The organism is Streptomyces goshikiensis, assembly GCF_014650555.1.
Lineage (GTDB): Bacteria > Actinomycetota > Actinomycetes > Streptomycetales > Streptomycetaceae > Streptomyces > Streptomyces goshikiensis.
In genome coordinates this window covers 244129-265266 of sequence record NZ_BMVE01000005.1, presented here as the reverse complement: position 1 = coordinate 265266, position 21138 = coordinate 244129, and the positions used below count along the sequence as shown (strand labels likewise).

The window sequence follows — 21138 nt, the reverse complement described above, 5'->3', positions numbered from 1 at the left end:
GCCGCACCCACGGAAGGGCGCACCCGGCAGCCGGGTGCGCCCTTCCGTGCTCGTGCGGGGAAGGTCAGTTGTGGCCGAACTTCTTTTCCTTGCGCTTGTGTGCCATGTCCATGGGACTCGGCGACGACGACGAGGACATCGACTCGGTTTCCGTCGAACCCTTGGCCGGCTCCTGCGCGGAGCGCGGCTGCTGCTTCGCGGGCTGCTGGCGGTTCTTGTTCTTGGCCATGGTGGAGCCTCCGTGAGGGTCTAGGTGCCAGGACCGCCTTCACACTCACACAGCACCACAAAACGCGCATTTTGGATCATTACTGCGCGTAGCCGGGGGACTCTTACCGGCCCCGTCGTGAGATCCGCCACGCCGATGATCGAGTTCCGGCCGTCAACACCCTTGCGGTCGGGCAGACTCGGGGAAAACCAGAGGACCCCCACGGAAGAGGGTGGAACGCGTGGACCGCTGCGTCGTCCTGGTGGACGCCGGCTATCTGCTGGGCGCCGCCGCAAGCCTTCTCGCGGGGGAGCCCTCACGCTCCCGCATCACCGTCGACCATGCCGCCCTCATCCAGGGCCTGCGCGAGCGGGCCGAGGCCGACACCGAACAGCCGCTGCTGCGGATCTACTGGTTCGACGGCGCCCCCGACCGGGTGCCGCAGCCCGAACACCGGCGGCTGCGCGTCATGCCCCGCGTCACCGTCCGGCTCGGCGCCCTGACCCGCAGCGACGGCCGCTGGGCGCAGAAGGGCGTGGACGCCGCGATGCACGCCGAGCTCACCGAGCTGGCCCGCAACCGCGCCTGCTCCGACGTCGTGCTCGTCACCGGCGACGGGGACCTGCTCCCCGGGCTGATGTCCGCGAAGGAACACGGGGTCGCCGTCCACCTCTGGGCCGTCCAGGCCGCCGACGGGGACTACAACCAGTCCGAGGACCTCGTCGCCGAAGCCGACGAACGCCGGGTCCTGGACCGCGCCTGGATCACCCGGGCCGTCCGCGCCAAGGACCTCTCCGGACTCTGCCCGCCGCCCCCCGCGCCCCGCCCCGAGATCGCCGCGATCCTCTCCGCCCCGCTCCCCGAGGCCGCGCTGGCCGAGGCCGCCCGCAACGGCTCCTCCGCCCCGGCCGCGCCGGACACCACCGAGCACGGGACCCCCGTACCGGCGCCCGCGAACGAGGGGGCCAAGCCCGTACCCACTCCCAAGGACCTCGCCACCCTGCGCGCGCCCGGGCAGCCGCTCACCCCCGCGCAGCCCTCGCACGCCCCCGCCGGCAGCAGCGCCCTGCGCTGGTCCTCCGACAAGGGCTGGATCGACCGGGCCGGGCCGCTGGGAGAACCCGCCGAGACCGCCTCCCTGCCCACCCTCGCCCAGCTCACCAGCGCCGAACAGCGCTGGGCCGACCGCGAGGAGGACATCACCACCGTCGGCGGCGACCCGTTCGAGGTCGGGCAGGTGTTCGCCAGGCGCTGGATGGAACGCCTCCCGGAGACCGTCCACCTGCAGAAACTGGCCACGATGTACCCGCGGATCCCGCACCGCATCGACGGGGAGCTGCTGCGCTACGCCGCCCGCTTCGGGCTGCTCGCGCACAAGGACGACCAGATCGACGAACACGATCGCTACGCCATCCGCGCCGGGTTCTGGCGGGAGATCGACGTCCGCGCCGCGGCCGAGCACGTGGGCGGTACACCGGCCCCCGTACCCGGAGCGCCGGGAGACCCCGGCGGCCGGGTGAGGGTGGAAGACGCGTAGGCTGCTCCCTCGTGAGTACGGGCACAGCACCAGCGGATCAGCACACGGCAGCGGCCGCGGAAGCGGCCTCGGACGTGGTCTGCGCGGTACGTGACCTGGTCAAGACCTACCCCGCCGTACGGGGCAGGCGCGGGGCTCCGGCCATGCCCGAGACCCGCGCCACCGACGGGATCTCCCTGGACGTCCGGCGCGGCGAGATCTTCGGCCTGCTCGGCCCCAACGGCGCCGGCAAGTCCACCCTGGTCCGCCAGCTCACCGGGCTGCTGCGGCCCGACACCGGCTCCGTGACCCTGCTCGGCCACGACCTCGTGGGCCACCCCGAGCGGGCGTCCCGGCTGCTCGCGTACCTGGGGCAGGAGTCCACCGCCCTGGACGAGCTCACGGTGGCGCTGGCCGCCGAGACCACGGGACGGCTGCGCGGGCTCGGCGCCCGGCAGGCGCGGGCCGCGCGGGACGCCGTACTGGAGGAACTCGGACTGACCGAGATCGCCGGGCGGCCCCTGAAGAAACTTTCCGGCGGGCAGCGGCGGCTGGCCTGCTTCGCCGCCGCGCTGGTGGGCGAGCGGCCCGTCCTCGTCCTCGACGAACCCACCACCGGCATGGACCCCGTCGCCCGGCGAGCCGTCTGGTCGGCGGTGGACCGGCGGCGCGAGCGGCACGGCGCCACGGTCCTGCTGGTCACCCACAACGTCATCGAGGCCGAGACCGTCCTCGACCGGGTCGCCGTCGTCGACCAGGGCAAGGTCATCGCCTGCGACACCCCGGCCGGACTCAAGGCCAAGGTCTCCGGCGAGGTCAGGCTGGAACTGGTGTGGCGGACCGGCGCGCCCCGGGAGGTGCCCGAGGTCGCGGCGCTGGCCCCGCTGGCCGTCGCGTCGGGGCGCCGGTGGGTGCTGCGGCTGCCGCCGGACGAGGCGAGGGCGGCCGTGGCGGCCGTCACGGGGGGCCCGGCGTTCGCCGCGCTCGACGATTTCACGTTGGCCACGCCCAGCCTGGAGGACGTGTACCTCGCGCTGGGCGGCCGTATGAAGGGGCTGGTCAAGGCGTGAGCGCCGGTGCCGTTGCCGTTGCCGAGCTCGCCCCGCGGGCGCGCTTCTTCCCCGCGCTGGCGGCCGTGTACCGGGCGCAGCTGTCCCGGGCGCGGGTCGCGCGGATCCCGCTGCTGTTCGTGGCGACCTTCCAGTCCGTCGGGATCATGATCCTGATGCGGGGCGTCGTGGACGGGGGCTCGGAGGCGCGGGCCGTCGTCGCCGGATCGTCGGTGCTGGTCGTCGCGTTCGTCGCGCTGAACCTGCTCGCCCAGTACTTCGGGCAGCTGCGGGCGAGCGGCGGGCTCGACCACTACGCGACCCTGCCGGTGCCGCCCGCGTCGGTGGTGCTGGGCGCGGCCGCCGCGTACGCCTCCTTCACCCTGCCGGGGACGCTGGTGACGGCCGTCTTCGGGTGCCTGCTGTTCGGGCTGCCGATGGGCGGCCTGTGGATCCTGGCCGCCGTGGTGCCGCTGGCGGGGGCCGCGCTGGCCGGGCTGGGCGCGGCGCTGGGCCTGCTGGCGCCGCGGCAGGAGCTGGCCACGCTGGCCGGGCAGCTGGGCATGTCGGCGGCGCTGCTGCTGGGCGTGCTGCCGCCGGAGCGGATGCCGGGCGTGATCGTATGGGCGCGGGACCTGCTGCCCTCCACGTACGGGGTGGAGGCGTTCGCGCGGACCTTCGCGCCGCATCCGGACTGGGCGACGGTCGCCTTCGACCTCGGGGTCTGCGGGGCCGTGGGCGTACTGTCCCTGGCCGTCGCCACGTGGGCCTACCGGCGGGCGGCGGTCGGCTGACGCCGATGCCGGCAGACCCGCCGCCCCGAACACCTGGCACGATGTGGGAGTGACCGAAGCCGTGACCCCGCCGTCTCCTTCTCCGTCCGACCCGCCGTCGGAGGCGTTGCCGCCCGAGAAGCCGGGCGGCTCTTCCGCCGACTCCGCCGCCGCCGAGAACGCGATCACTCCCGCGGACATCCGCGACGGGGCCGCCGTGGCCCTGCTGGTGGGTGTGGCCGGGGTGCTCCTCGGGGCGCTGTGGGTGTGGCTCGCGCCGCGGGTGCAGTACGTCTCCAACGGGGAGGCCGTTTTCCTGCGGAACACCGAGAGCGAGGGGCGGATCGGGTCCGACGGTACGTTTCTGCTGCTGTCGGCCGGGCTGGGCGCGCTGAGCGCGGTGGCCGTGTTCCTGTGGCGGCGCCGCGGGGGCGTGCCGCTGGTGATCGGGCTCGGGGTGGGCTCCGTGTTCGCCGCGCTGGTGGGGTGGCGGGTGGGGCTGTGGCTCGGCCCGACGTCCGACCTGGTGGTGGCGGCCGGGAAGGCGGGGAAGGGGGTGCCCTTCGACGCGCCGATGCAGTTGCTGGCGTACGGGGTGCTGCTGGGGTGGCCGATGGTGGCGATCCTGGTGCACCTGGGGCTCACGGCCGTCTGGGGTCCGAAGGACCCGCCGGCCGCCGAGCCCTGGGCCGGGGCCTACACCACCCCGGACGGCCTCCTGCCGAGGCCGCCGCAGGACTGACCCGGAGCTGCCGCTGCGCGGGGCCGTCCCCTACCCGCCCTTCCACCGTTCGCCGGGCTCTGCCCGGACCCGCGCCTCAAACGCCGGCGAGGCTGAACGGCCGGGGCCGCGCCTGAAACGCCGGCGAGGCTGAATCGGCCGGGGCCGCGCCTCAAACGCCGGCCAGGCTGAGGCGTCCGGACCCGCGCCTTGAACGCTGGCGAGGCTGAATCAGCCGGGGCCGCGCCTCAAGCGCCGGCGAGGCTGAAGTCGCGCCTCGGGAGCCGGCCAGGCTAAGGGCGGGATATGGGGGACGTCGTGGCCGAGGTGAGGGCTGCCAGGGTGGCCGGGGGGAGTTCGACCTCCAGGCCCCGGCGGCCAGCGGAGACGCAGATGGTCGGGTGGGCGGACGCCGACGCGTCCAGGACCGTACGCAGCCGCTTGCGCTGCCCCAGCGGGGAGATGCCGCCACGGACGTAGCCCGTGGTGCGCTCCGCCAGCGCCGGATCGGCCATCGCCGCCCGCTTCCCGGAGACCGCGGCCGCCAGCGCCTTCAGGTCGAGGCTGCCCGACACCGGGACCACCGCCACCACCAGCGCCCCGTCCACCTCCGCGATCAGGGTCTTGAACACCCGGTCGGGGGAGACGCCCATCGCCTGCGCCGCCTCCTCGCCGTACGAGGGGTGCGCCGGGTCGTGCTCGTACGCGTGGACCGTGAACTCGGCCCCGGCGGCGGTCAGCGCCACGATCGCCGGGGTGCCCGCCGGCTGCTTCTTCTTCGCCATCAGTTCGGGCTCGTCGGTGTGCGCGTCAGGTCCACCGCCGGCAGGGACGGCAGGTGGCGGATCACCGCGGTCTCCGCGCGCAGCAGCTTCAGTTCCTCCGCCAGCCGGGTCGCCGTGTCCGGGGCCTGGAGCAGCCGCTGCTTCGCCGGGATGTCCAGCACGGCCGCCGCCGCCACCAGGTACGACACGACCGACGGCTCGTCGGGGAGCTCGGTGCCCGCCAGGGACCGCTCACGGGCCCCCGCCAGCCGCTTCTGGTAGGTGCGGAACGCCCGCAGCACCCCCTCGGCGAGCGCGCCCGCGCCCTCGCCCGCGTCCTCGGGCAGCTCCTCCAGCTCGGCCACCAGGAACGGGCCCGACGCGTCCACGGAGAGCAGGCGGACCCGCGTCGTCCCCGTCGACATCACCTCGAAGCTGCCGTCCTCGCGCTCTCGGATCGCCGCCGCGTCCGCGACGCAGCCCACCCGGTGGAAGGCCTGGATCGGGTCCGCGCCGAAGCCCGCCGCCGGCCCGCGTTCGGGCAGCGCCGTCTGGTCGGGCAGGCCGGGCGCGGTCGGTGCGACCTCCCGGCCGTCGCGGATGGCGACGACCGCGAAACGCCGCGGCTCGTCCTCGCCCGCCTTCAGCAGCTCGCGCATCATGGCGCGATAACGCTCCTCGAAGATGTTCAGCGGTAGCACGAGGCCCGGGAACAGCACCTGGTTCAGCGGGAAGAGGGGCAGGCGAACGGTGGTCACGAGGCACAGGGTAATGGCCAGGACCCGGACCCCGTCACCCCCGCCTCAGCAGCCGTGACGCTCCCGCCGCCACCGTCGTGGCCAGGATCCACCCCAGCAGGACGAGGGCCGCCGCGCCCCACTGCCAGCCGCCCTCCAGCTGCCACTGGCCCTCCTGCCCCAGATCGATCACCGGCAGCAGCAGGTCCAGCGCGAACAGCGCCGCGCTCCACTGCGGGTGCTCGTCCGCCTTGATCGGCGGCGGGTCGTACTGGGAGAACAGCAGTGACCCCGCCGCCCACAGCACCGCCATCCACAGCGCGGCCCGCCCCGGGCGGTATCCGTACACCACCGTCCAGTCCTGGAGGTGGCCCCACGCCCGCGCCGCCGGGGGCAGCGTCGCCCGCCGGCGGCGCTGCTTGGCGAGCAGCACCTCGCGGGCGTCGGCGTCCTCGCCGCTGGCCCGCAGCACCGCCGCGAGGCGCTCGTACGGCTCCGGCGAGTACTCGGGCGTGGCCGCCTCCACCCACGCCACCCGGCGCGCCAGCGGGAAGTGCCCGCGGGGCGCGAGGTTCTCGTAGGCGAATCCCTCGATCGAGACCCCGCCCGGGCCCGGCCAGCTGGTCGAGGTGTCCACGAGCTTGACGACCTTCGCCCCGGACAGCACCACCCGCCCCCGCTCGGGCCGCTCGCCGACGAACCGCAGCTCCGGTGTCTGGATCCGGCGCAGCGACACCTCCTGCTCCTGCGCCAGGGTGAACCGCGCCCCGTAGAAGTCGACGGCGTCGCCGAAGCGGCCGTCGTCCAGGCGCAGCCCGCCCCGGCACTCGAAGCGCTGGGTCCGCTGCCCGGGCACCGGGGTCTGGGTGATCCCGTACGGGGGAGTGGAGGAGCCCGGGCCTCCGGGGACGTAGTCCATCGCGATGGAGGTCAGGTACAGGGTCCGCCCGACGGTCAGCTGCGGGGCGTTCAGCGCGCGCCGCCCGCCCGGGTTGCGCAGCCGGGCCCCGCGCAGGTTCATCGACACGCCGACGCTCGCCCCGCGCAGGCTGATCTCCCCGTACGTCTCCAGCAGCTCGCCCTGGAAGTCCTGCGCGACGGACAGGCCGTCGGCGGCGATCGCCCGGCCCTTGCCGTCCTGCCGCAGCTGGGCCTGGCTGACCAGCAGGTCCGTGCCGATCTGCGCGTCGGTGAGGCGGATCCCGCGCGCCACCCGGCAGCGCGGCAGGTGCAGGTCGCCCTCGGTGTGCAGCCGGGCCGCGTCCAGCCGGGGTATCGCGCAGTTCACCATCCGCAGGGTGGCGAACCGGGTCTCGGACAGCTGGATCTCGCTGTCGAAGCGGCAGGACTGGAACTCGACGTACGGCAGGACCGTGCCGCCGGACAGGTCGAGCCTCCCGCTGATCCGCACACCGCGCAGCTTCAGCGCGGCCACCCGGCCCGGCACCGGCGGCGGGCCGTGGAGCAGCAGCAGCGCGACCACGCGGGCGCGGACGGCGCGCTCGGGCCCCCAGACCCGCGCCCCGTGCGGATCGTCGGCCTCCGGGCTCCGCTCGCGGTTCGCCGCGCCGCCGCGCTGCCGTTCCCGTTCCCGGGCGGTGAGGTCGCAGACGTCACCGGTCCGGTACGAGCGCCACATCAGCCGCTCGGCCTCCGTGAGGTCCGCCGGTTCCTCGCCCGCGCGCGCCTCGGTCATCGCGGCCCCCCTCCGCTCCACCTGCGTGTAAGGGAACGCTAATGGGCGGCTGTGACACGCGGGGCGTGTATCAGCCAGTGATACGGGCGGACGGTGGCGCGAGGCGGTCTGAGAGAATTGGGAGGTGATCTCTCGTATCGACCTGCGCGGTGACGCCCTCCCCGAGGGCGGCGCCCTGCGCGATCTGCTGCCCCGTGCCGAGTTCGACGTAGAAGCTGCCCTGGAGAAGGTGCGGCCCATCTGCGAGGACGTCCATCATCGTGGCACCGCGGCGCTGATCGAGTACGCGCGGAAGTTCGACGGGGTGGAGCTGGAGCAGGTCAGGGTGCCCGCCGAGGCGCTCAAGACCGCCCTCGAAGAGCTGGACCCGGCCGTCCGCGCGGCCCTGGAGGAGTCCATCCGCCGGGCCCGGATCGTGCACCGCGAGCAGCGCCGCACCGAGCACACCACCCAGGTGGTCCCCGGCGGCACCGTGACCGAGAAGTGGGTTCCGGTCGAGCGCGTGGGGCTGTACGCCCCGGGCGGCCGTTCCGTGTACCCGTCGTCGGTCGTCATGAACGTCGTCCCGGCGCAGGAGGCGGGCGTCGAGTCGATCGCGCTCGCGTCCCCGCCGCAGAAGGAGTTCGGCGGCCTGCCGCACCCGACGATCCTCGCCGCCTGCGCGCTGCTCGGGGTCGACGAGGTGTACGCGGCGGGCGGGGCCCAGGCCGTGGCGATGTTCGCGTACGGCACCGAGGAGTGCGCGCCCGCCAACATGGTGACCGGCCCCGGCAACATCTGGGTCGCCGCCGCCAAGCGCTACTTCACCGGGAAGATCGGCATCGACACCGAGGCCGGCCCGACCGAGATCGCGGTCCTCGCGGACGCCACGGCCGACCCGGTGCACGTCGCCGCCGACCTGATCAGCCAGGCCGAGCACGACCCGCTGGCCGCCGCCGTCCTCGTCACGGACTCCGCGGAGCTCGCGGACGCCGTCGAGCGCGAGCTGGAGCCGCAGGTCGCGGCCACCAAGCACGTCGAGGACCGGATCAAGCCGGCGCTCGCGGGCAAGCAGTCCGCGATCGTGCTGGTCGACAGCCTGGAGGACGGGCTCAAGGTCGTCGACGCGTACGGCGCCGAGCACCTGGAGATCCAGACGGCCGACGCCGCCGCCTGGGCCGCCCGGGTGCGCAACGCCGGCGCGATCTTCGTCGGCCCGTGGGCCCCCGTCTCGCTCGGCGACTACTGCGCCGGGTCGAACCACGTGCTGCCCACCGGCGGCTGCGCCTGCCACTCCTCCGGCCTGTCCGTCCAGTCGTTCCTGCGCGGCATCCACATCGTCGACTACACGCGCGACGCCCTCGCCGAGGTCACCCACCACGTGGTCACCCTGGCCGAGGCCGAGGACCTGCCCGCGCACGGCGCCGCCCTGAAGGCGCGCTTCGGATGGAAGGTCCCGCGGTCATGACCGGCATCGACGACCTCCCCATCCGCGAGGAACTCCGGGGCAAGACCCCGTATGGCGCCCCGCAGCTCGACGTGCCCGTCCAGCTGAACACCAACGAGAACCCGTACGAGCTCCCCGAGGAGCTGGTGCGCCGCATCGCCGAGCGCGTCGCCGACGCGGCCCGCACCCTCAACCGCTACCCCGACCGGGACGCGGTCGAGCTGCGGACCGAGCTGGCCGCCTACCTCACCCGGACCGGCAAGCACCCGGTGGCGACGGAGAACGTCTGGGCCGCCAACGGCTCCAACGAGATCATCCAGCAGCTGCTCCAGACCTTCGGCGGGCCCGGCCGCACCGCGATCGGCTTCGAGCCCTCGTACTCCATGCACGCGCTGATCTCGCGCGGCACCGGCACGGGCTGGATCTCCGGCCCGCGCCGGGAGGACTTCCGCGTGGACGTGGAGGCGGCGGAGCAGGCGATCGCCGCGCACGCGCCCGACATCGTCTTCATCACCTCGCCCAACAACCCCACGGGCACCGCGGTCGAGGCGGAGACGGTCCTCGCCCTCTACGAGGCCGCGCAGGCGGCCAAACCCTCCCTGGTCATCATCGACGAGGCGTACGTCGAATTCAGCCACCGGGACTCCCTCCTTCCGCTGATCGAGGGCCGCCCGAACCTGGTGGTCTCCCGGACCATGTCCAAGGCCTTCGGCGCCGCCGGACTGCGCCTGGGCTACCTGGCCGCGCACCCCGCCGTGGTCGACGCCGTCCAGCTGGTGCGCCTGCCGTACCACCTGTCGGCCGTCACCCAGGCGACCGCGCTGGCCGCCCTGGAGCACACCGACACCCTGCTCGGCTACGTGGAGCAGCTCAAGGCCGAGCGGGACCGCCTCGTCGCCGAGTTGCGGGCCATCGGCTACGAGGTCACCGAGTCCGACGCGAACTTCATCCAGTTCGGGAAGTTCGAGGACGCGCACACCGCCTGGCAGAAGATCCTCGACCAGGGCGTCCTGGTCCGTGACAACGGCGTACCCGGCTGGCTGCGGGTCACCGCGGGCACCCCGGCAGAGAACGACGCGTTCCTTGAAGCGGTTCGCGCACTGAAGAAGGAGCAGCAGGCATGAGCCGCATCGGACGGGTCGAGCGCACCACGAAGGAGACCTCCGTCGTCGTCGAGATAAACCTCGACGGCACCGGCAAGGTCGACGTCTCGACGGGCGTCGGCTTCTACGACCACATGCTCGACCAGCTCGGCCGCCACGGCCTCTTCGACCTCACGGTCAAGACCGACGGCGACCTGCACATCGACACCCACCACACCATCGAGGACACCGCCCTCGCGCTCGGCGCCGCCTTCCGGCAGGCCCTCGGCGACAAGGTGGGCATCTACCGCTTCGGCAACTGCACCGTCCCGCTGGACGAGTCCCTCGCCCAGGTGACCGTCGACCTCTCCGGCCGCCCGTACCTCGTGCACACCGAGCCCGAGAACATGGCGCCGATGATCGGCTCGTACGACACGACGATGACGCGGCACATCTTCGAGTCCTTCGTGGCGCAGGCCCAGATCGCCCTGCACATCCACGTCCCGTACGGCCGCAACGCCCACCACATCGTGGAGTGCCAGTTCAAGGCCCTCGCCCGGGCCCTGCGCTACGCCGCCGAGTTCGACCCGCGCGCGGCCGGGATCCTGCCCTCCACGAAGGGCGCCCTCTAGTCGTGAACGGCCTCAACACCATCCTGATCGTCGTCGGCCTGTTCCTGGCCGGCGGCGTCTACTCCTTCCAGAAGCAGCAGATGCCGAAATCGGTCGTCATCCTGCTCGCCATCGGCTCCGCGATGTGTCTCGCCGCCGGAGTCCTGCGAATCCAAGGAATCTGGGAATGAGCTCAGCCCGCCCCACCAAGACGGTCGTCGTCTTCGACTACGGCTTCGGAAACGTCCGCTCCGCCGAGCGCGCCCTCGCGCGCGTCGGCGCGGACGTCGAGATCACCCGCGACTACGACAAGGCCATGGACGCGGACGGCCTCCTCGTCCCCGGCGTCGGCGCCTTCGACGCCTGCATGCGGGGCCTCAAGGAGGTCCGCGGCGACTGGATCATCGGCCGCCGGCTCTCCGGCGGCCGCCCCGTCATGGGCATCTGCGTGGGCATGCAGATCCTCTTCGAGCGCGGCATCGAGCACGGCGTCGAGACCGAGGGCCTCGACGAGTGGCCCGGCACGGTCGAGCCGCTGCGCGCCCCGGTCGTCCCCCACATGGGCTGGAACACCGTGGACGCCCCGGCCGACAGCCAGGCCTTCAAGGGCCTGGACGCCGACTCCCGCTTCTACTTCGTGCACTCGTACGCGGTCCGCAGCTGGGAACTGGAGGTCACCAACCCGGCGATCCGCGCCCCCAAGGTCACCTGGGCCACGCACGGCGAACCCTTCGTCGCGGCGGTGGAGAACCGGGCCCTGTGGGCCACCCAGTTCCACCCCGAGAAGTCCGGCGACGCCGGCGCCCAGCTCCTCACCAACTGGATCGAGACCCTCTGATGCCCGTCAACAAGCTGGAACTCCTCCCCGCGGTCGACGTCCGCGACGGGCAGGCCGTCCGCCTCGTGCACGGCGTGTCCGGGAGCGAGACCTCCTACGGCTCCCCGCTGGAGGCCGCCCTCGCCTGGCAGGCCTCCGGCGCCGAGTGGCTGCACCTGGTCGACCTCGACGCCGCCTTCGGCACCGGTGACAACCGGGCCCTGGTCGCCGAGATCACCGGCGCCATGGACATCAAGGTCGAGCTGTCCGGCGGCATCCGCGACGACGCCTCGCTCGCCGCGGCCCTCGCGACCGGCTGCACCCGGGTCAACCTCGGCACCGCCGCGCTGGAGACCCCCGAATGGGCCGCCAAGGCCATCGCCGAGCACGGCGACCGGATCGCCGTCGGTCTCGACGTACGCGGCACCACCCTCAAGGGCCGCGGCTGGACCAGTGAGGGCGGGGACCTGTACGAGACCCTGGCCCGCCTGGACTCCGAGGGCTGCGCCCGCTACGTCGTCACCGACATCGGCAAGGACGGCACGCTGACCGGCCCCAACCTGGAGCTGCTGAAGAACGTCTGCGCCGCCACCGACCGGCCCGTCGTCGCCTCCGGCGGCATCTCCTCGCTGGAGGACCTGCGGGCGCTGGCCGCGCTGGTTCCGCAGGGCGTCGAGGGCGCGATCGTCGGCAAGGCCCTGTACGCCAAGGCCTTCACCCTGGAAGAAGCCCTGAAGGTGGTCTCCGCATGAGTTCGGTACGTCGTATCTCCTCCGGCGGCGCCTACGAGGACGTCATCGGATACTCCCGCGCCGTGCGGCTCCCGAACGGGCTCGTCCTCGTCTCCGGCTGCACCGCGGCCGACGCGGGCGGCCCGTACGACCAGACCGTCGCGGCCTTCGACGTCGCCTTCAAGGCCCTCGCCCAGGCGGGCCTCGGCCCCGAGGACGTGGTGCGCACCCGCATGTACCTCACCCACGCCCGCGACGTGGACGAGGTGGGCCGCGCCCACAAGGAGCTCTTCGACTCCGTCCGCCCCGCCGCGACGATGCTCATCGTCTCCGGCTTCGTCGACCCCGGCATGGTCGTCGAGGTCGAGGTCGAGGCGTACGGGGAGGCGTCCGCATGAGCCTCTCCGTACGGGTGATCCCCTGCCTGGACGTGGACAACGGCCGGGTCGTCAAGGGCGTCAACTTCCAGAACCTGCGCGATGCCGGTGACCCGGTGGAGATGGCCAAGCTGTACGACGCCGAAGGCGCCGACGAGCTGACCTTCCTCGACATCACCGCGTCCTCCGGGAACCGCGAGACCACCTACGACGTGGTGCGGCGCACCGCCGAGCAGGTCTTCATCCCGCTGACCGTGGGCGGCGGCGTCCGCACCGCGGACGACGTGGACAAGCTGCTGCGGGCCGGCGCGGACAAGGTCGGCGTCAACACCGCCGCCATCGCCCGCCCCGACCTCATCCGGGAGATCGCCGAGCGCTTCGGCCGGCAGGTGCTGGTGCTGTCGGTGGACGCGCGGCGCACCGCCTCGGGTTCCTTCGAGGTCACCACGCACGGCGGCCGGCAGAGCGCCGGCATCGACGCGGTCGAGTGGGCGCACCGGGCGGCCGAGCTGGGCGCCGGGGAGATCCTGCTGAACTCGATGGACGCCGACGGCACCAAGGACGGCTACGACACCGAGATGATCGCGGCCGTCCGCAAGCACGTCACCGTCCCGGTGATCGCCTCCGGCGGCGCGGGCAGGCTGGAACACTTCGCGCCGGCCATCGACGCGGGCGCCGACGCGGTGCTCGCGGCGTCCGTGTTCCACTTCGGGGACCTGCGCATCGGGCAGGTCAAGGACACCCTGCGGGAGGCGGGCCACCCGGTCCGCTGACCCCGCACCACCGGCCGGGCCGGGGCCTGCTTCCCCGCCCCGGCCGGGGCGGGGCGCGGCCGGGACGGCCCGCGCCGCGGGTCGCCGGGCCGGGGACCGGGTCAGATGCCGAGTTCGGCCACCGTCAGCTTCGCGATCGCCTCCGGCGGGCCGTCCAGTTCGACCGCCGCCGCGTCCTGGCGGCCGAAGCAGAACAGGGTCAGCTCACCCGGATCGCCCGTGACCGTCACCACCGGGGTGCCCTTGTGCGCCACCGAGGTCTGGCCGTTCGGGCGGCGCAGCACCAGGCCGACCGGGGAGCGGCGGCCCGTCAGGCGGGCCAGCTTCTCCAGGCGGGACCACAGCGCGTCCGAGAACACCGGGTCCAGCTCCCGAGGCGACCAGTCCGGCTGGGCGCGCCGGACGTCCTCGGCGTGGACGTAGAACTCCACCGCGTTCGCCGCCTCGTCGATCTGCTTCAGCGCGTACGGCGACATCTTCGGCGGGCCGGTCCTGATCAGCCGGACCAGCTCCTCGTACGGCTTGGCCGTGTACTCCTCCATCGCCTTGTCCAGGCGCGCCTTCAGCACGTTCAGCAGCAGACCGCCCGCCGCGTCCGGGCGACGCTCCCGGACGACCACGTGCGCCGCCAGTTCCCGCGCCCGCCAGCCGTCGCACAGCGTCGGCGCCTGCGGCCCCACCGCCTCCAACAGGTCCGCCAGCAGGAGGCGTTCGCGCTTCGCATGGGTAGACATGCGGGCCAGCCTACGGCCGGGACCGCCGGGACGGCGCCCATCAGGCGGACGGAGATCCATGTCCCGCCCCGCGGCGCGGCACAATGTCCCTCATGAGTACGTCCTCCCTCGACCCCGCCATCGCCGCCCGCCTCAAGCGGTCCGCGGACGGTCTGGTCCCGGCCATCGCCCAGCAGTACGACACCGGTGAGGTGCTGATGCTCGGCTGGATGGACGACGAGGCCCTGCACCGCACACTGACCACCGGCCGCTGCACGTACTGGTCGCGCAGCCGCCAGGAGTACTGGGTCAAGGGGGACACCTCCGGCCACTTCCAGCACGTGAAGTCCGTCGCCCTCGACTGCGACGCCGACACCGTGCTCGTCAGGGTCGACCAGGTCGGAGCCGCCTGCCACACCGGCACCCGCACCTGCTTCGACGCCGATGTCCTCCTCAGCGACGCCGACTAGCCAGGGACCCGCACCATGGATCTTGAGACGTTCCGCAAGCTCGCGGTCGACCGCCGCGTCATCCCCGTCAGCCGCAAACTGCTGGCCGACGGGGACACCCCCGTGGGGCTCTACCGGAAGCTGGCCGCCGAACGCCCCGGCACCTTCCTGCTGGAATCCGCCGAGAACGGCCGCTCCTGGTCGCGCTACTCCTTCGTCGGCGTGCGCTCCGACGCGACCCTGACCGTCCGCGACGGGCAGGCGCACTGGATCGGGGCCGCGCCCGTCGGCGTACCCACCGACGGCGACCCGCTCGACGCCCTGCGCGCCACCGTCGAGGCCCTGCACACCCCCCGCGACCTCGCCGCGGTCCTCGGCGGGGCACTGCCCCCCTTCACCGGCGGCATGGTCGGCTACCTCGGCTACGACATCGTGCGCCGCCTGGAGCGCATCGGCGAGCACACCGAGGACGACCTCCAGCTGCCCGAGCTGACCATGCTCCTCACCTCCGACCTGGCCGTCCTGGACCACTGGGACGGCACCGTCCAGCTCATCGCCAACGCGATCAACCACAACGACCTCGACACCGGCGTGGACGAGGCGTACGCGGACGCGGTCGCCCGCCTCGACGCCATGGAGGCCGACCTCGCGCGGCCCGCGCCCTACGCGCCCACCCCGCTGCCCGCCTCCGAGCTCCCCGAGTTCTCGGCGCTGTGGGGCGGCGCGGAGTACCAGGCGGCAGTGGAGGACGTGAAGGAGCGCATCCGCGCCGGCGAGGCCTTCCAGGTGGTGCCCTCACAGCGGTTCGAGACCCCCTGCCACGCCTCCGCCCTGGACGTCTACCGGGTGCTGCGGGCCACCAACCCGTCCCCGTACATGTACCTCTTCCGCTTCGAGAACGGCTTCGACGTGGTCGGCTCCAGCCCCGAGGCGCTCGTCAAGGTCGAGGACGGGCGGGCCATGGTCCACCCGATCGCCGGTACCCGGCACCGCGGCGCCACCCCGCAGCAGGACCACGAGCTCGCCGAGGAGCTGATGGCCGACCCCAAGGAGCGCGCCGAGCACCTGATGCTCGTCGACCTGGGCCGCAACGACCTCGGCCGGGTCTGCGAGCCGGGCTCGGTGGAGGTCGTCGACTTCATGTCGATCGAGCGCTACTCCCACGTCATGCACATCGTCTCCACCGTCACCGGGCGGGTCGCCGAGGGCAAGACCGCCTTCGACGTCCTCACCGCCTGCTTCCCGGCCGGCACCCTCTCCGGCGCGCCCAAGCCGCGCGCCATGCAGATCATCGAGGAGCTGGAGCCCTCCCGCCGAGGCCTGTACGGGGGCTGCGTCGGGTACCTGGACTTCGCCGGGGACTCGGACACGGCCATCGCGATCCGCACCGCGCTGCTGCGCGACGGCACGGCGTACGTACAGGCCGGCGCCGGGGTCGTCGCCGATTCGGTGCCCGAGCTGGAGGACGCGGAGTGCCGCAACAAGGCGGCCGCCGTGCTCCGCGCCGTCGGAGCGGCGAACCGCCTCCACGGCGCCTGAGGGCGTAGGGGATAGTGGGGTACGTGAGTGCCGTACCCCCGCCCCGAAACGATGCCGCGCCCGAGCCGGACCCCGTGTCCGGGTCCGAGGCCGAGGCCACCGAGAGCCCGGCCGGCCGCGCCGGCCGCCGCAGCGTGGCCGTCGCCCTGCTGTGCGGCGCGCTGGGCGCCACCGTCGTCCTGCTCGCCTCCGGCCGGGTCTGGGCCCGGGGCAGCGCCGCCGTCGGCGACGGCTCGCTGCCGCTGGCGGCCGACGGGCGCGCCGTCACCGGGCTCCCGGCGGCGCTGGCCATCGTCGGCCTCGCCGCCCTCGTCGCGGTGTTCGCCGTCCGGGGCAAGGGCCGGCTGCTGGTCTCCGGGCTGCTCGCGCTGAGCGGCCTGGGCGCCGCCCTGGCCGCGGTGGCCGGGGCCGACGACCGCGAGGCGCTGGACGCCGAGGCCGCCCGCACCACCGCGGACACCGCCGCGCAGGTGATGGGACTGAGCCATACGGCCTGGCCGTACGTCACGGCTTCCGGCGCCGTCCTGATCCTGCTCGCGGGGCTGCTGGCCCTGCGGTTCGGCCGTGCCTGGCCCGCGATGGGCGGCCGCTACGAGCGTGACGGCAGCCCCCGGACGCGCAAACCGGTCGCGGTGGACCCGGACCGGCCGGAGGACTTGTGGAAGGCTCTGGACCGGGGTGAGGACCCCACCCGCCGCCCGGACGGTGCCTGACACCGTCCGCGACCCCCGTGGACGGCGACCCCGCCCCGTGCGGGACAATGACACCGAGCGTTCGACACAGCACGTGCGACAGATCAGACAGATCAACGAGGAGCAACTCATGGCGGGCACTAGCCACGGACACACCCCGGCCGCCTGGACCGGTGTCATCATCGCCTTCATCGGTTTCTGCGTCTCCGGCGCCTTCATGGTGCTCGCGAACCCGGTCGGCTTCTGGGCCGGCCTGGTCGTCGTCGCACTCGGCGGTGTCGTGGGCCTCGCCATGAAGGCCGCGGGCATGGGTGCGCCGAAGGCCGCCCACGACGACCTCGCCGTCGTCATCGCCGCCAACAAGGCCACCGCGAAGGTCTGAGTCCGCATTCGAAAGGCGCGGCCCGTCGGGCTGCGCCTTTTGTCATGACCGGAGAGAATCAGCTGGTGGACGCCTCCCCCCGCACCCCCGACGGCGCCCCGGTGCCGCCCGCGCCGGTGCCGCCCGTGCCCGCGCCGGCCGCGCCCGCGATGCCCGCGCCCGCCGCGGCGCCCGAGCAGGTCTCCAGGGCCCGGCGGCTCGCGCTCCCGGCGTTCACGCTGGCCTCGGTGGTGGGGGCCTTCGCGTACGTGGGCGCCGTCGACCCCAACGAGCCCGGCCACTACCCGGTCTGCCCGCTGTTCCGGCTGACCGGCGTGCTGTGCCCCGGCTGCGGCGGGCTGCGCAGCGCCCACGCGTTCGCCCACGGCGATCTCGTCACCGCCCTCGGGGCGAACGCCATGGCCGTCGTCGGCTACTTCGGTTTCGCCGCCTTCATGGCCCTGTGGCTCGTACGGGCCTACCGCGGCGCTCCCGCTCCCCGGTTCGCCCCGCAGCCGCGGTACTGGTGGGCCATCGGGGCGGCGGCACTGGTTTTTTCCGTCATCCGGAATCTTCCCTTCGGATCCGCCCTGGCGCCCTGAGCCCGGTCCCCGCCCGGGCAGGGCCCGGACGCGGAGCGGATCGCGGATGTCCAGTCACTGGGACACCGACACGTCCCGTGCGGAGGCCACGGCGACCTGCGGATACCATTTGAGTGCTGACCTTGCGGTGATACGTGTCCGCAAGGCGGCCGACCGTCATCGACCCGGAAGGGGGCCGCTCGCGTGAGTGTGCTCGACGAGATCATCGAAGGGGTCCGCGAAGACCTTGCCGAACGGCAGGCTCGCGTCAGCCTCGACGAGCTCAAGGAGCGTGCCGCCAAGGCGCCCCAGGCCAAGGACGGTGTCGCGGCCCTGCGCGGCGACAGCGTCAAGGTGATCTGCGAGGTCAAGCGCTCCAGCCCCTCCAAGGGCGCGCTGGCCGCCATCGCGGACCCGGCCGGGCTCGCCGCCGACTACGAGGCGGGCGGGGCGGCGGTCATCTCCGTCCTGACCGAGCAGCGCCGCTTCGGCGGCTCGCTGGCCGACCTGGAGGCCGTCCGCGCCCGCGTGGACATCCCGATCCTGCGCAAGGACTTCATCGTCACGGCGTACCAGCTGTGGGAGGCCCGCGCCTACGGCGCCGACCTCGCGCTGCTGATCGTCGCGGCCCTGGAGCAGGAGGCCCTCGTCTCCCTCATCGAGCGGGCCGAGTCCATCGGCCTCACCCCGCTCGTCGAGGTCCACGACGAGGAGGAGGTCGAGCGCGCGGTCGCCGCCGGCGCCAAGATCATCGGCGTCAACGCCCGCAACCTCAAGGACCTCAAGGTCGACCGCGCCACCTTCGAGCGCGTCGCCCCCGAGATCCCGGACCACATCGTCAAGATCGCCGAGTCCGGCATCCGCGGCCCGCACGACCTCATCGCCTACGCGAACGAGGGCGCCGACGCCGTCCTCGTCGGGGAGTCCCTGGTGACCGGACGCGACCCGAAGGCGGCCGTGGCCGACCTCGTCGCCGCCGGCGCCCACCCCGCCCTGCGGCACGGGCGGAGCTGACCCGTCCCATGGCCCCCCACCGCCCCTCCGTCCGCACCCGATCGGGCCACGGCCCGGCCGGCGTGCCGACGGCGCACGCGCCCCTGGCGCGCGGCTGCCGCCCCCGCGGCTGCCGCGCCCCGGCCCGGCGCGTCCACGGGCGGCGGGTGCGCTACGTGATCGGCTCCGAGCCCGGTCAGGTCAACGGCATGCGATGGCGCACCACGCGAAGCGCTGTGACGAGGGCTGTCCCGGCCCGGTACGCCGACTGACGTACCGCGCCGCGCGGCACCCCCGTACGGTCCGCCGTCCCGAGCCGCCGGCTCCGGACGCGGGCCGCCCTCCGGATACGCCCGCACCCGCTCCCGCAGCGGGGTGCGCGTACCGCGGACCGGCAGCGCAATACGGTGCATCCATCCCATCGCACCCGTAGGAGTACTGGCCATGTCCAGCAGCTCGTTCTTCATTCCGGACCCGGAGGGTCACACCCCCAACGCCGAGGGTTACTTCGGCGACTTCGGCGGCAAGTTCATCCCGGAGGCGCTCGTCGCCGCCGTGGACGAGGTCGCCGTCGAGTACGACAAGGCCAAGGACGACCCGGCCTTCGCGGCCGAGCTCAACGACCTGATGGTCAACTACACGGGCCGGCCCAGCGCCCTCACCGAGGTGCCCCGGTTCGCCGAGCACGCCGGCGGCGCCCGGATCTTCCTCAAGCGCGAGGACCTCAACCACACCGGCTCGCACAAGATCAACAACGTGCTGGGCCAGGCGCTGCTCACCAAGCGCATGGGCAAGACCCGCGTCATCGCCGAGACCGGCGCCGGCCAGCACGGCGTGGCCACCGCCACCGCGTGCGCCCTCTTCGGCCTCGACTGCACCATCTACATGGGCGAGATCGACACCCAGCGCCAGGCCCTGAACGTGGCCCGGATGCGGATGCTCGGCGCCGAGGTCATCGCCGTGACCTCGGGCTCGCGCACCCTCAAGGACGCCATCAACGAGGCGTTCCGCGACTGGGTCGCCAACGTGGACCAGACCCACTACCTCTTCGGCACCGTCGCCGGCCCGCACCCCTTCCCGGCCATGGTCCGCGACTTCCACCGGGTCATCGGGGTCGAGGCCCGCCGCCAGATCCTGGAGCGCGCCGGCCGGCTGCCCGACGCCGTCGCCGCCTGCGTCGGCGGCGGCTCCAACGCCATCGGCCTCTTCCACGCCTTCATCCCGGACGACGGCGTCCGCCTGGTCGGCTTCGAGCCCGCAGGGCACGGCGTCGAGACCGGAGAGCACGCGGCCACCCTGACCGCCGGCGAGCCGGGCATCCTGCACGGATCCCGCAGCTACGTCCTCCAGGACGAGGAGGGCCAGATCACCGAGCCGTACTCCATCTCGGCCGGCCTGGACTACCCCGGCATCGGCCCGGAGCACTCCTACCTCAAGGACTCCGGCCGCGGCGAGTACCGCGCGGTCACCGACGACGCGGCGATGCAGGCCCTGCGCCTGCTCTCCCGCACCGAGGGCATCATCCCGGCCATCGAGTCGGCACACGCCCTCGCGGGCGCCCTCGACCTGGGCAAGGAGCTCGGCAAGGACGGCCTGCTGGTCGTCAACCTGTCCGGTCGCGGCGACAAGGACATGGACACGGCGGCCCGCTACTTCGGGCTGTACGACGGCGAGGGGGAGTCGAAGTGAGCGGCAACATCCAACTGCTGAGCGACACCCTCGCCAAGGCGAAGTCCGAGGACCGCGCGGCCCTCGTCGCCTACCTCCCGGCAGGCTTCCCCACCGTGGACGGGGCCATCGAGGCGGTCAAGGCCGTCCTCGCGGGCGGCGCGGACGTCGTCGAGATCGGCCTCCCGCACAGCGACCCGGTCCTGGACGGCGCGATCATCCAGACCGCCGACGACATCGCCCTGCGCGGCGGCGTCAAGATCGCCGACGTGCTGCGCACCGTGCGCGAGGCGCACGAGGCCACCGGGGCCCCGATCCTGGTGATGACGTACTGGAACCCCATCGACCGCTACGGCGTCGAGCGGTTCGCCGCCGAGCTGGCGGCGGCGGGCGGCGCGGGCTGCATCCTGCCCGACCTGCCGGTCCAGGAGTCCGCGCCGTGGCGCGAACACGCCGCCCGGCACGGTCTCGCGACCGTCTTCGTCGTGGCCCCCAGCAGCAAGGACGAACGCCTGGCCACCATCACGGCCGCGGGTTCCGGTTTCGTCTACGCCGCCTCGCTGATGGGTGTCACCGGCACCCGCGAGTCGGTCGGCAACCAGGCCGAGGACCTGGTGCGCCGCACCCGCGCCACCAGCGACCTGCCGGTCTGCGTCGGCCTGGGCGTCTCCAACGCCGTCCAGGCGAAGGAGGTCGCCGGTTTCGCGGACGGTGTGATCGTCGGCTCGGCCTTCGTCAAGCTACTGCTGGAGGCGCCGGACCTGCCGGCCGGGCTGGAGGCCGTACGGGCGCTGGCGGGCGAGCTCGCGGACGGCGTGCGCAGGAGCTGACCTCCGCGTTCGATTGACGAGGGGCACCCCT

At 73.4% G+C, this 21138-nt stretch carries 26 protein-coding genes; 21 read left to right on the top strand and 5 right to left on the bottom strand.

Going from position 1 to position 21138, the window contains the following annotated elements; translation table 11 throughout:
• Positions 1 to 64 precede the first annotated feature (64 nt).
• Positions 65 to 229: a hypothetical protein gene (locus IE248_RS17485; protein WP_008738650.1), complete on the bottom strand. Its 165-nt coding sequence runs from the start codon at positions 227 to 229 to the stop codon at positions 65 to 67.
• Between the two features lie 211 nt (positions 230 to 440).
• Between IE248_RS17485 and IE248_RS17480 the strand changes: the two genes are divergently transcribed.
• The 4 genes from IE248_RS17480 to IE248_RS17465 are packed head-to-tail and all read left to right on the top strand — an operon-like array spanning position 441 to position 4288.
• Positions 441 to 1745: an NYN domain-containing protein gene (locus IE248_RS17480; RefSeq protein WP_229895368.1), complete on the top strand. Its 1305-nt coding sequence runs from the start codon at positions 441 to 443 to the stop codon at positions 1743 to 1745.
• An 11-nt stretch (positions 1746 to 1756) separates the two neighbouring features.
• Positions 1757 to 2794 (top strand): ABC transporter ATP-binding protein, encoded by a 1038-nt coding sequence (locus IE248_RS17475; protein WP_373301535.1) that lies wholly within the window; start codon positions 1757 to 1759, stop codon positions 2792 to 2794.
• The gene (locus tag IE248_RS17470; protein ID WP_037791488.1) at positions 2791 to 3567 is read left to right on the top strand and encodes an ABC transporter permease; all 777 of its coding nucleotides are present in this window, start codon (positions 2791 to 2793) and stop codon (positions 3565 to 3567) included. The genes IE248_RS17475 and IE248_RS17470 overlap by 4 nt, the downstream gene beginning before the upstream one ends.
• 49 nt (positions 3568 to 3616) lie before the next feature.
• Positions 3617 to 4288 (top strand): DUF2567 domain-containing protein, encoded by a 672-nt coding sequence (locus IE248_RS17465; protein ID WP_229895367.1) that lies wholly within the window; start codon positions 3617 to 3619, stop codon positions 4286 to 4288.
• A gap of 272 nt (positions 4289 to 4560) precedes the next feature.
• Here IE248_RS17465 and ybaK read toward each other — a convergent pair whose 3' ends face one another.
• From ybaK to IE248_RS17450, 3 genes are read right to left on the bottom strand one after another with little or no spacing between them, the layout of a single operon-like run.
• Complete coding sequence (gene ybaK, locus IE248_RS17460; RefSeq protein WP_037791485.1) at positions 4561 to 5052, bottom strand: Cys-tRNA(Pro) deacylase; 492 nt, start codon at positions 5050 to 5052, stop codon at positions 4561 to 4563.
• Entirely contained in the window at positions 5052 to 5789 is a 738-nt protein-coding gene (locus IE248_RS17455; protein ID WP_008738638.1) for an LON peptidase substrate-binding domain-containing protein, read from the bottom strand. The genes ybaK and IE248_RS17455 overlap by 1 nt, the downstream gene beginning before the upstream one ends.
• 34 nt (positions 5790 to 5823) lie before the next feature.
• Positions 5824 to 7464 (bottom strand): oxidoreductase, encoded by a 1641-nt coding sequence (locus IE248_RS17450; protein ID WP_073798951.1) that lies wholly within the window; start codon positions 7462 to 7464, stop codon positions 5824 to 5826.
• Positions 7465 to 7588: 124 nt separating this feature from the next.
• Between IE248_RS17450 and hisD the strand changes: the two genes are divergently transcribed.
• From hisD to hisF, 8 genes are read left to right on the top strand one after another with little or no spacing between them, the layout of a single operon-like run.
• Positions 7589 to 8911, top strand: a complete 1323-nt coding sequence (gene hisD / locus IE248_RS17445; RefSeq protein WP_008738634.1) for a histidinol dehydrogenase — start codon at positions 7589 to 7591, stop codon at positions 8909 to 8911.
• Positions 8908 to 10014: a histidinol-phosphate transaminase gene (locus IE248_RS17440; protein WP_190031116.1), complete on the top strand. Its 1107-nt coding sequence runs from the start codon at positions 8908 to 8910 to the stop codon at positions 10012 to 10014. Before hisD ends, IE248_RS17440 begins: the two co-directional genes overlap by 4 nt.
• A complete protein-coding gene (hisB, locus tag IE248_RS17435) occupies positions 10011 to 10604 on the top strand; it encodes an imidazoleglycerol-phosphate dehydratase HisB (RefSeq protein ID WP_008738630.1) in 594 nt (197 codons plus the stop codon). Before IE248_RS17440 ends, hisB begins: the two co-directional genes overlap by 4 nt.
• Positions 10605 to 10606: 2 nt before the next feature.
• The gene (locus IE248_RS17430) at positions 10607 to 10774 is read left to right on the top strand and encodes a CG2302 family histidine operon protein (protein ID WP_037791482.1); all 168 of its coding nucleotides are present in this window, start codon (positions 10607 to 10609) and stop codon (positions 10772 to 10774) included.
• A complete protein-coding gene (gene hisH / locus IE248_RS17425; protein WP_008738626.1) occupies positions 10771 to 11421 on the top strand; it encodes an imidazole glycerol phosphate synthase subunit HisH in 651 nt (216 codons plus the stop codon). Before IE248_RS17430 ends, hisH begins: the two co-directional genes overlap by 4 nt.
• On the top strand, positions 11421 to 12152 hold the full coding sequence (priA, locus tag IE248_RS17420) for a bifunctional 1-(5-phosphoribosyl)-5-((5-phosphoribosylamino)methylideneamino)imidazole-4-carboxamide isomerase/phosphoribosylanthranilate isomerase PriA (RefSeq protein ID WP_008738616.1): 732 nt from the start codon (positions 11421 to 11423) through the stop codon (positions 12150 to 12152). Before hisH ends, priA begins: the two co-directional genes overlap by 1 nt.
• Positions 12149 to 12529 carry a RidA family protein gene (locus IE248_RS17415; RefSeq protein WP_008738614.1) on the top strand — a complete coding sequence of 127 codons (381 nt, stop codon included), beginning with the start codon at positions 12149 to 12151 and terminating at the stop codon, positions 12527 to 12529. Before priA ends, IE248_RS17415 begins: the two co-directional genes overlap by 4 nt.
• Positions 12526 to 13281, top strand: a complete 756-nt coding sequence (hisF, locus tag IE248_RS17410) for an imidazole glycerol phosphate synthase subunit HisF (protein WP_008738612.1) — start codon at positions 12526 to 12528, stop codon at positions 13279 to 13281. Before IE248_RS17415 ends, hisF begins: the two co-directional genes overlap by 4 nt.
• A 101-nt stretch (positions 13282 to 13382) precedes the next feature.
• Here hisF and IE248_RS17405 read toward each other — a convergent pair whose 3' ends face one another.
• Positions 13383 to 14015: a TIGR03085 family metal-binding protein gene (locus IE248_RS17405; protein ID WP_008738610.1), complete on the bottom strand. Its 633-nt coding sequence runs from the start codon at positions 14013 to 14015 to the stop codon at positions 13383 to 13385.
• An 83-nt stretch (positions 14016 to 14098) separates the two neighbouring features.
• On the opposite strand from IE248_RS17405, the gene hisI reads away from it, so the two are divergent.
• From hisI to trpA, 9 genes are all read left to right on the top strand, one after another.
• Entirely contained in the window at positions 14099 to 14464 is a 366-nt protein-coding gene (gene hisI, locus IE248_RS17400) for a phosphoribosyl-AMP cyclohydrolase (protein WP_008738608.1), read from the top strand.
• Between the two features lie 15 nt (positions 14465 to 14479).
• Positions 14480 to 15982: an anthranilate synthase component I gene (locus tag IE248_RS17395; protein WP_008738606.1), complete on the top strand. Its 1503-nt coding sequence runs from the start codon at positions 14480 to 14482 to the stop codon at positions 15980 to 15982.
• Positions 15983 to 15996: 14 nt separating this feature from the next.
• Positions 15997 to 16695 carry a TIGR02234 family membrane protein gene (locus IE248_RS17390; RefSeq protein ID WP_037797445.1) on the top strand — a complete coding sequence of 233 codons (699 nt, stop codon included), beginning with the start codon at positions 15997 to 15999 and terminating at the stop codon, positions 16693 to 16695.
• 109 nt (positions 16696 to 16804) lie between these two features.
• A complete protein-coding gene (locus IE248_RS17385; RefSeq protein ID WP_037797444.1) occupies positions 16805 to 17056 on the top strand; it encodes an HGxxPAAW family protein in 252 nt (83 codons plus the stop codon).
• A 44-nt stretch (positions 17057 to 17100) separates the two neighbouring features.
• On the top strand, positions 17101 to 17637 hold the full coding sequence (locus IE248_RS17380; RefSeq protein WP_100583265.1) for a DUF2752 domain-containing protein: 537 nt from the start codon (positions 17101 to 17103) through the stop codon (positions 17635 to 17637).
• Positions 17638 to 17820: 183 nt separating this feature from the next.
• Entirely contained in the window at positions 17821 to 18630 is an 810-nt protein-coding gene (trpC, locus tag IE248_RS17375) for an indole-3-glycerol phosphate synthase TrpC (protein ID WP_037797442.1), read from the top strand.
• A gap of 8 nt (positions 18631 to 18638) precedes the next feature.
• On the top strand, positions 18639 to 18881 hold the full coding sequence (gene trpM, locus IE248_RS37410) for a tryptophan biosynthesis modulator TrpM (protein WP_073798949.1): 243 nt from the start codon (positions 18639 to 18641) through the stop codon (positions 18879 to 18881).
• Between the two features lie 172 nt (positions 18882 to 19053).
• Positions 19054 to 20298: a tryptophan synthase subunit beta gene (trpB, locus tag IE248_RS17370; protein WP_190031115.1), complete on the top strand. Its 1245-nt coding sequence runs from the start codon at positions 19054 to 19056 to the stop codon at positions 20296 to 20298.
• Positions 20295 to 21107 carry a tryptophan synthase subunit alpha gene (gene trpA, locus IE248_RS17365; RefSeq protein WP_073774406.1) on the top strand — a complete coding sequence of 271 codons (813 nt, stop codon included), beginning with the start codon at positions 20295 to 20297 and terminating at the stop codon, positions 21105 to 21107. The genes trpB and trpA overlap by 4 nt, the downstream gene beginning before the upstream one ends.
• The last annotated feature ends 31 nt before the right edge of the window (positions 21108 to 21138 follow it).

Bases quoted from the DNA above. Each gene is read 5' to 3' on its own strand.
- IE248_RS17440 (WP_190031116.1), top strand. From the start codon at position 8,908: ATGACCGGCATCGACGACCTCCCCATCCGCGAGGAACTCCGGGGCAAG.
- hisI (WP_008738608.1), top strand. From the start codon at position 14,099: ATGTCCCTCATGAGTACGTCCTCCCTCGACCCCGCCATCGCCGCCCGC.
- priA (WP_008738616.1), top strand. From the start codon at position 11,421: ATGCCCGTCAACAAGCTGGAACTCCTCCCCGCGGTCGACGTCCGCGAC.
- IE248_RS17450 (WP_073798951.1), bottom strand. From the start codon at position 7,464: ATGACCGAGGCGCGCGCGGGCGAGGAACCGGCGGACCTCACGGAGGCC.
- trpB (WP_190031115.1), top strand. From the start codon at position 19,054: ATGTCCAGCAGCTCGTTCTTCATTCCGGACCCGGAGGGTCACACCCCC.
- ybaK (WP_037791485.1), bottom strand. From the start codon at position 5,052: ATGGCGAAGAAGAAGCAGCCGGCGGGCACCCCGGCGATCGTGGCGCTG.
- IE248_RS17415 (WP_008738614.1), top strand. From the start codon at position 12,149: ATGAGTTCGGTACGTCGTATCTCCTCCGGCGGCGCCTACGAGGACGTC.
- IE248_RS17380 (WP_100583265.1), top strand. From the start codon at position 17,101: ATGACCGGAGAGAATCAGCTGGTGGACGCCTCCCCCCGCACCCCCGAC.
- hisF (WP_008738612.1), top strand. From the start codon at position 12,526: ATGAGCCTCTCCGTACGGGTGATCCCCTGCCTGGACGTGGACAACGGC.
- hisB (WP_008738630.1), top strand. From the start codon at position 10,011: ATGAGCCGCATCGGACGGGTCGAGCGCACCACGAAGGAGACCTCCGTC.
- IE248_RS17405 (WP_008738610.1), bottom strand. From the start codon at position 14,015: ATGTCTACCCATGCGAAGCGCGAACGCCTCCTGCTGGCGGACCTGTTG.
- hisH (WP_008738626.1), top strand. From the start codon at position 10,771: ATGAGCTCAGCCCGCCCCACCAAGACGGTCGTCGTCTTCGACTACGGC.
- trpM (WP_073798949.1), top strand. From the start codon at position 18,639: ATGGCCCCCCACCGCCCCTCCGTCCGCACCCGATCGGGCCACGGCCCG.
- IE248_RS17485 (WP_008738650.1), bottom strand. From the start codon at position 229: ATGGCCAAGAACAAGAACCGCCAGCAGCCCGCGAAGCAGCAGCCGCGC.
- IE248_RS17395 (WP_008738606.1), top strand. From the start codon at position 14,480: ATGGATCTTGAGACGTTCCGCAAGCTCGCGGTCGACCGCCGCGTCATC.
- IE248_RS17385 (WP_037797444.1), top strand. From the start codon at position 16,805: ATGGCGGGCACTAGCCACGGACACACCCCGGCCGCCTGGACCGGTGTC.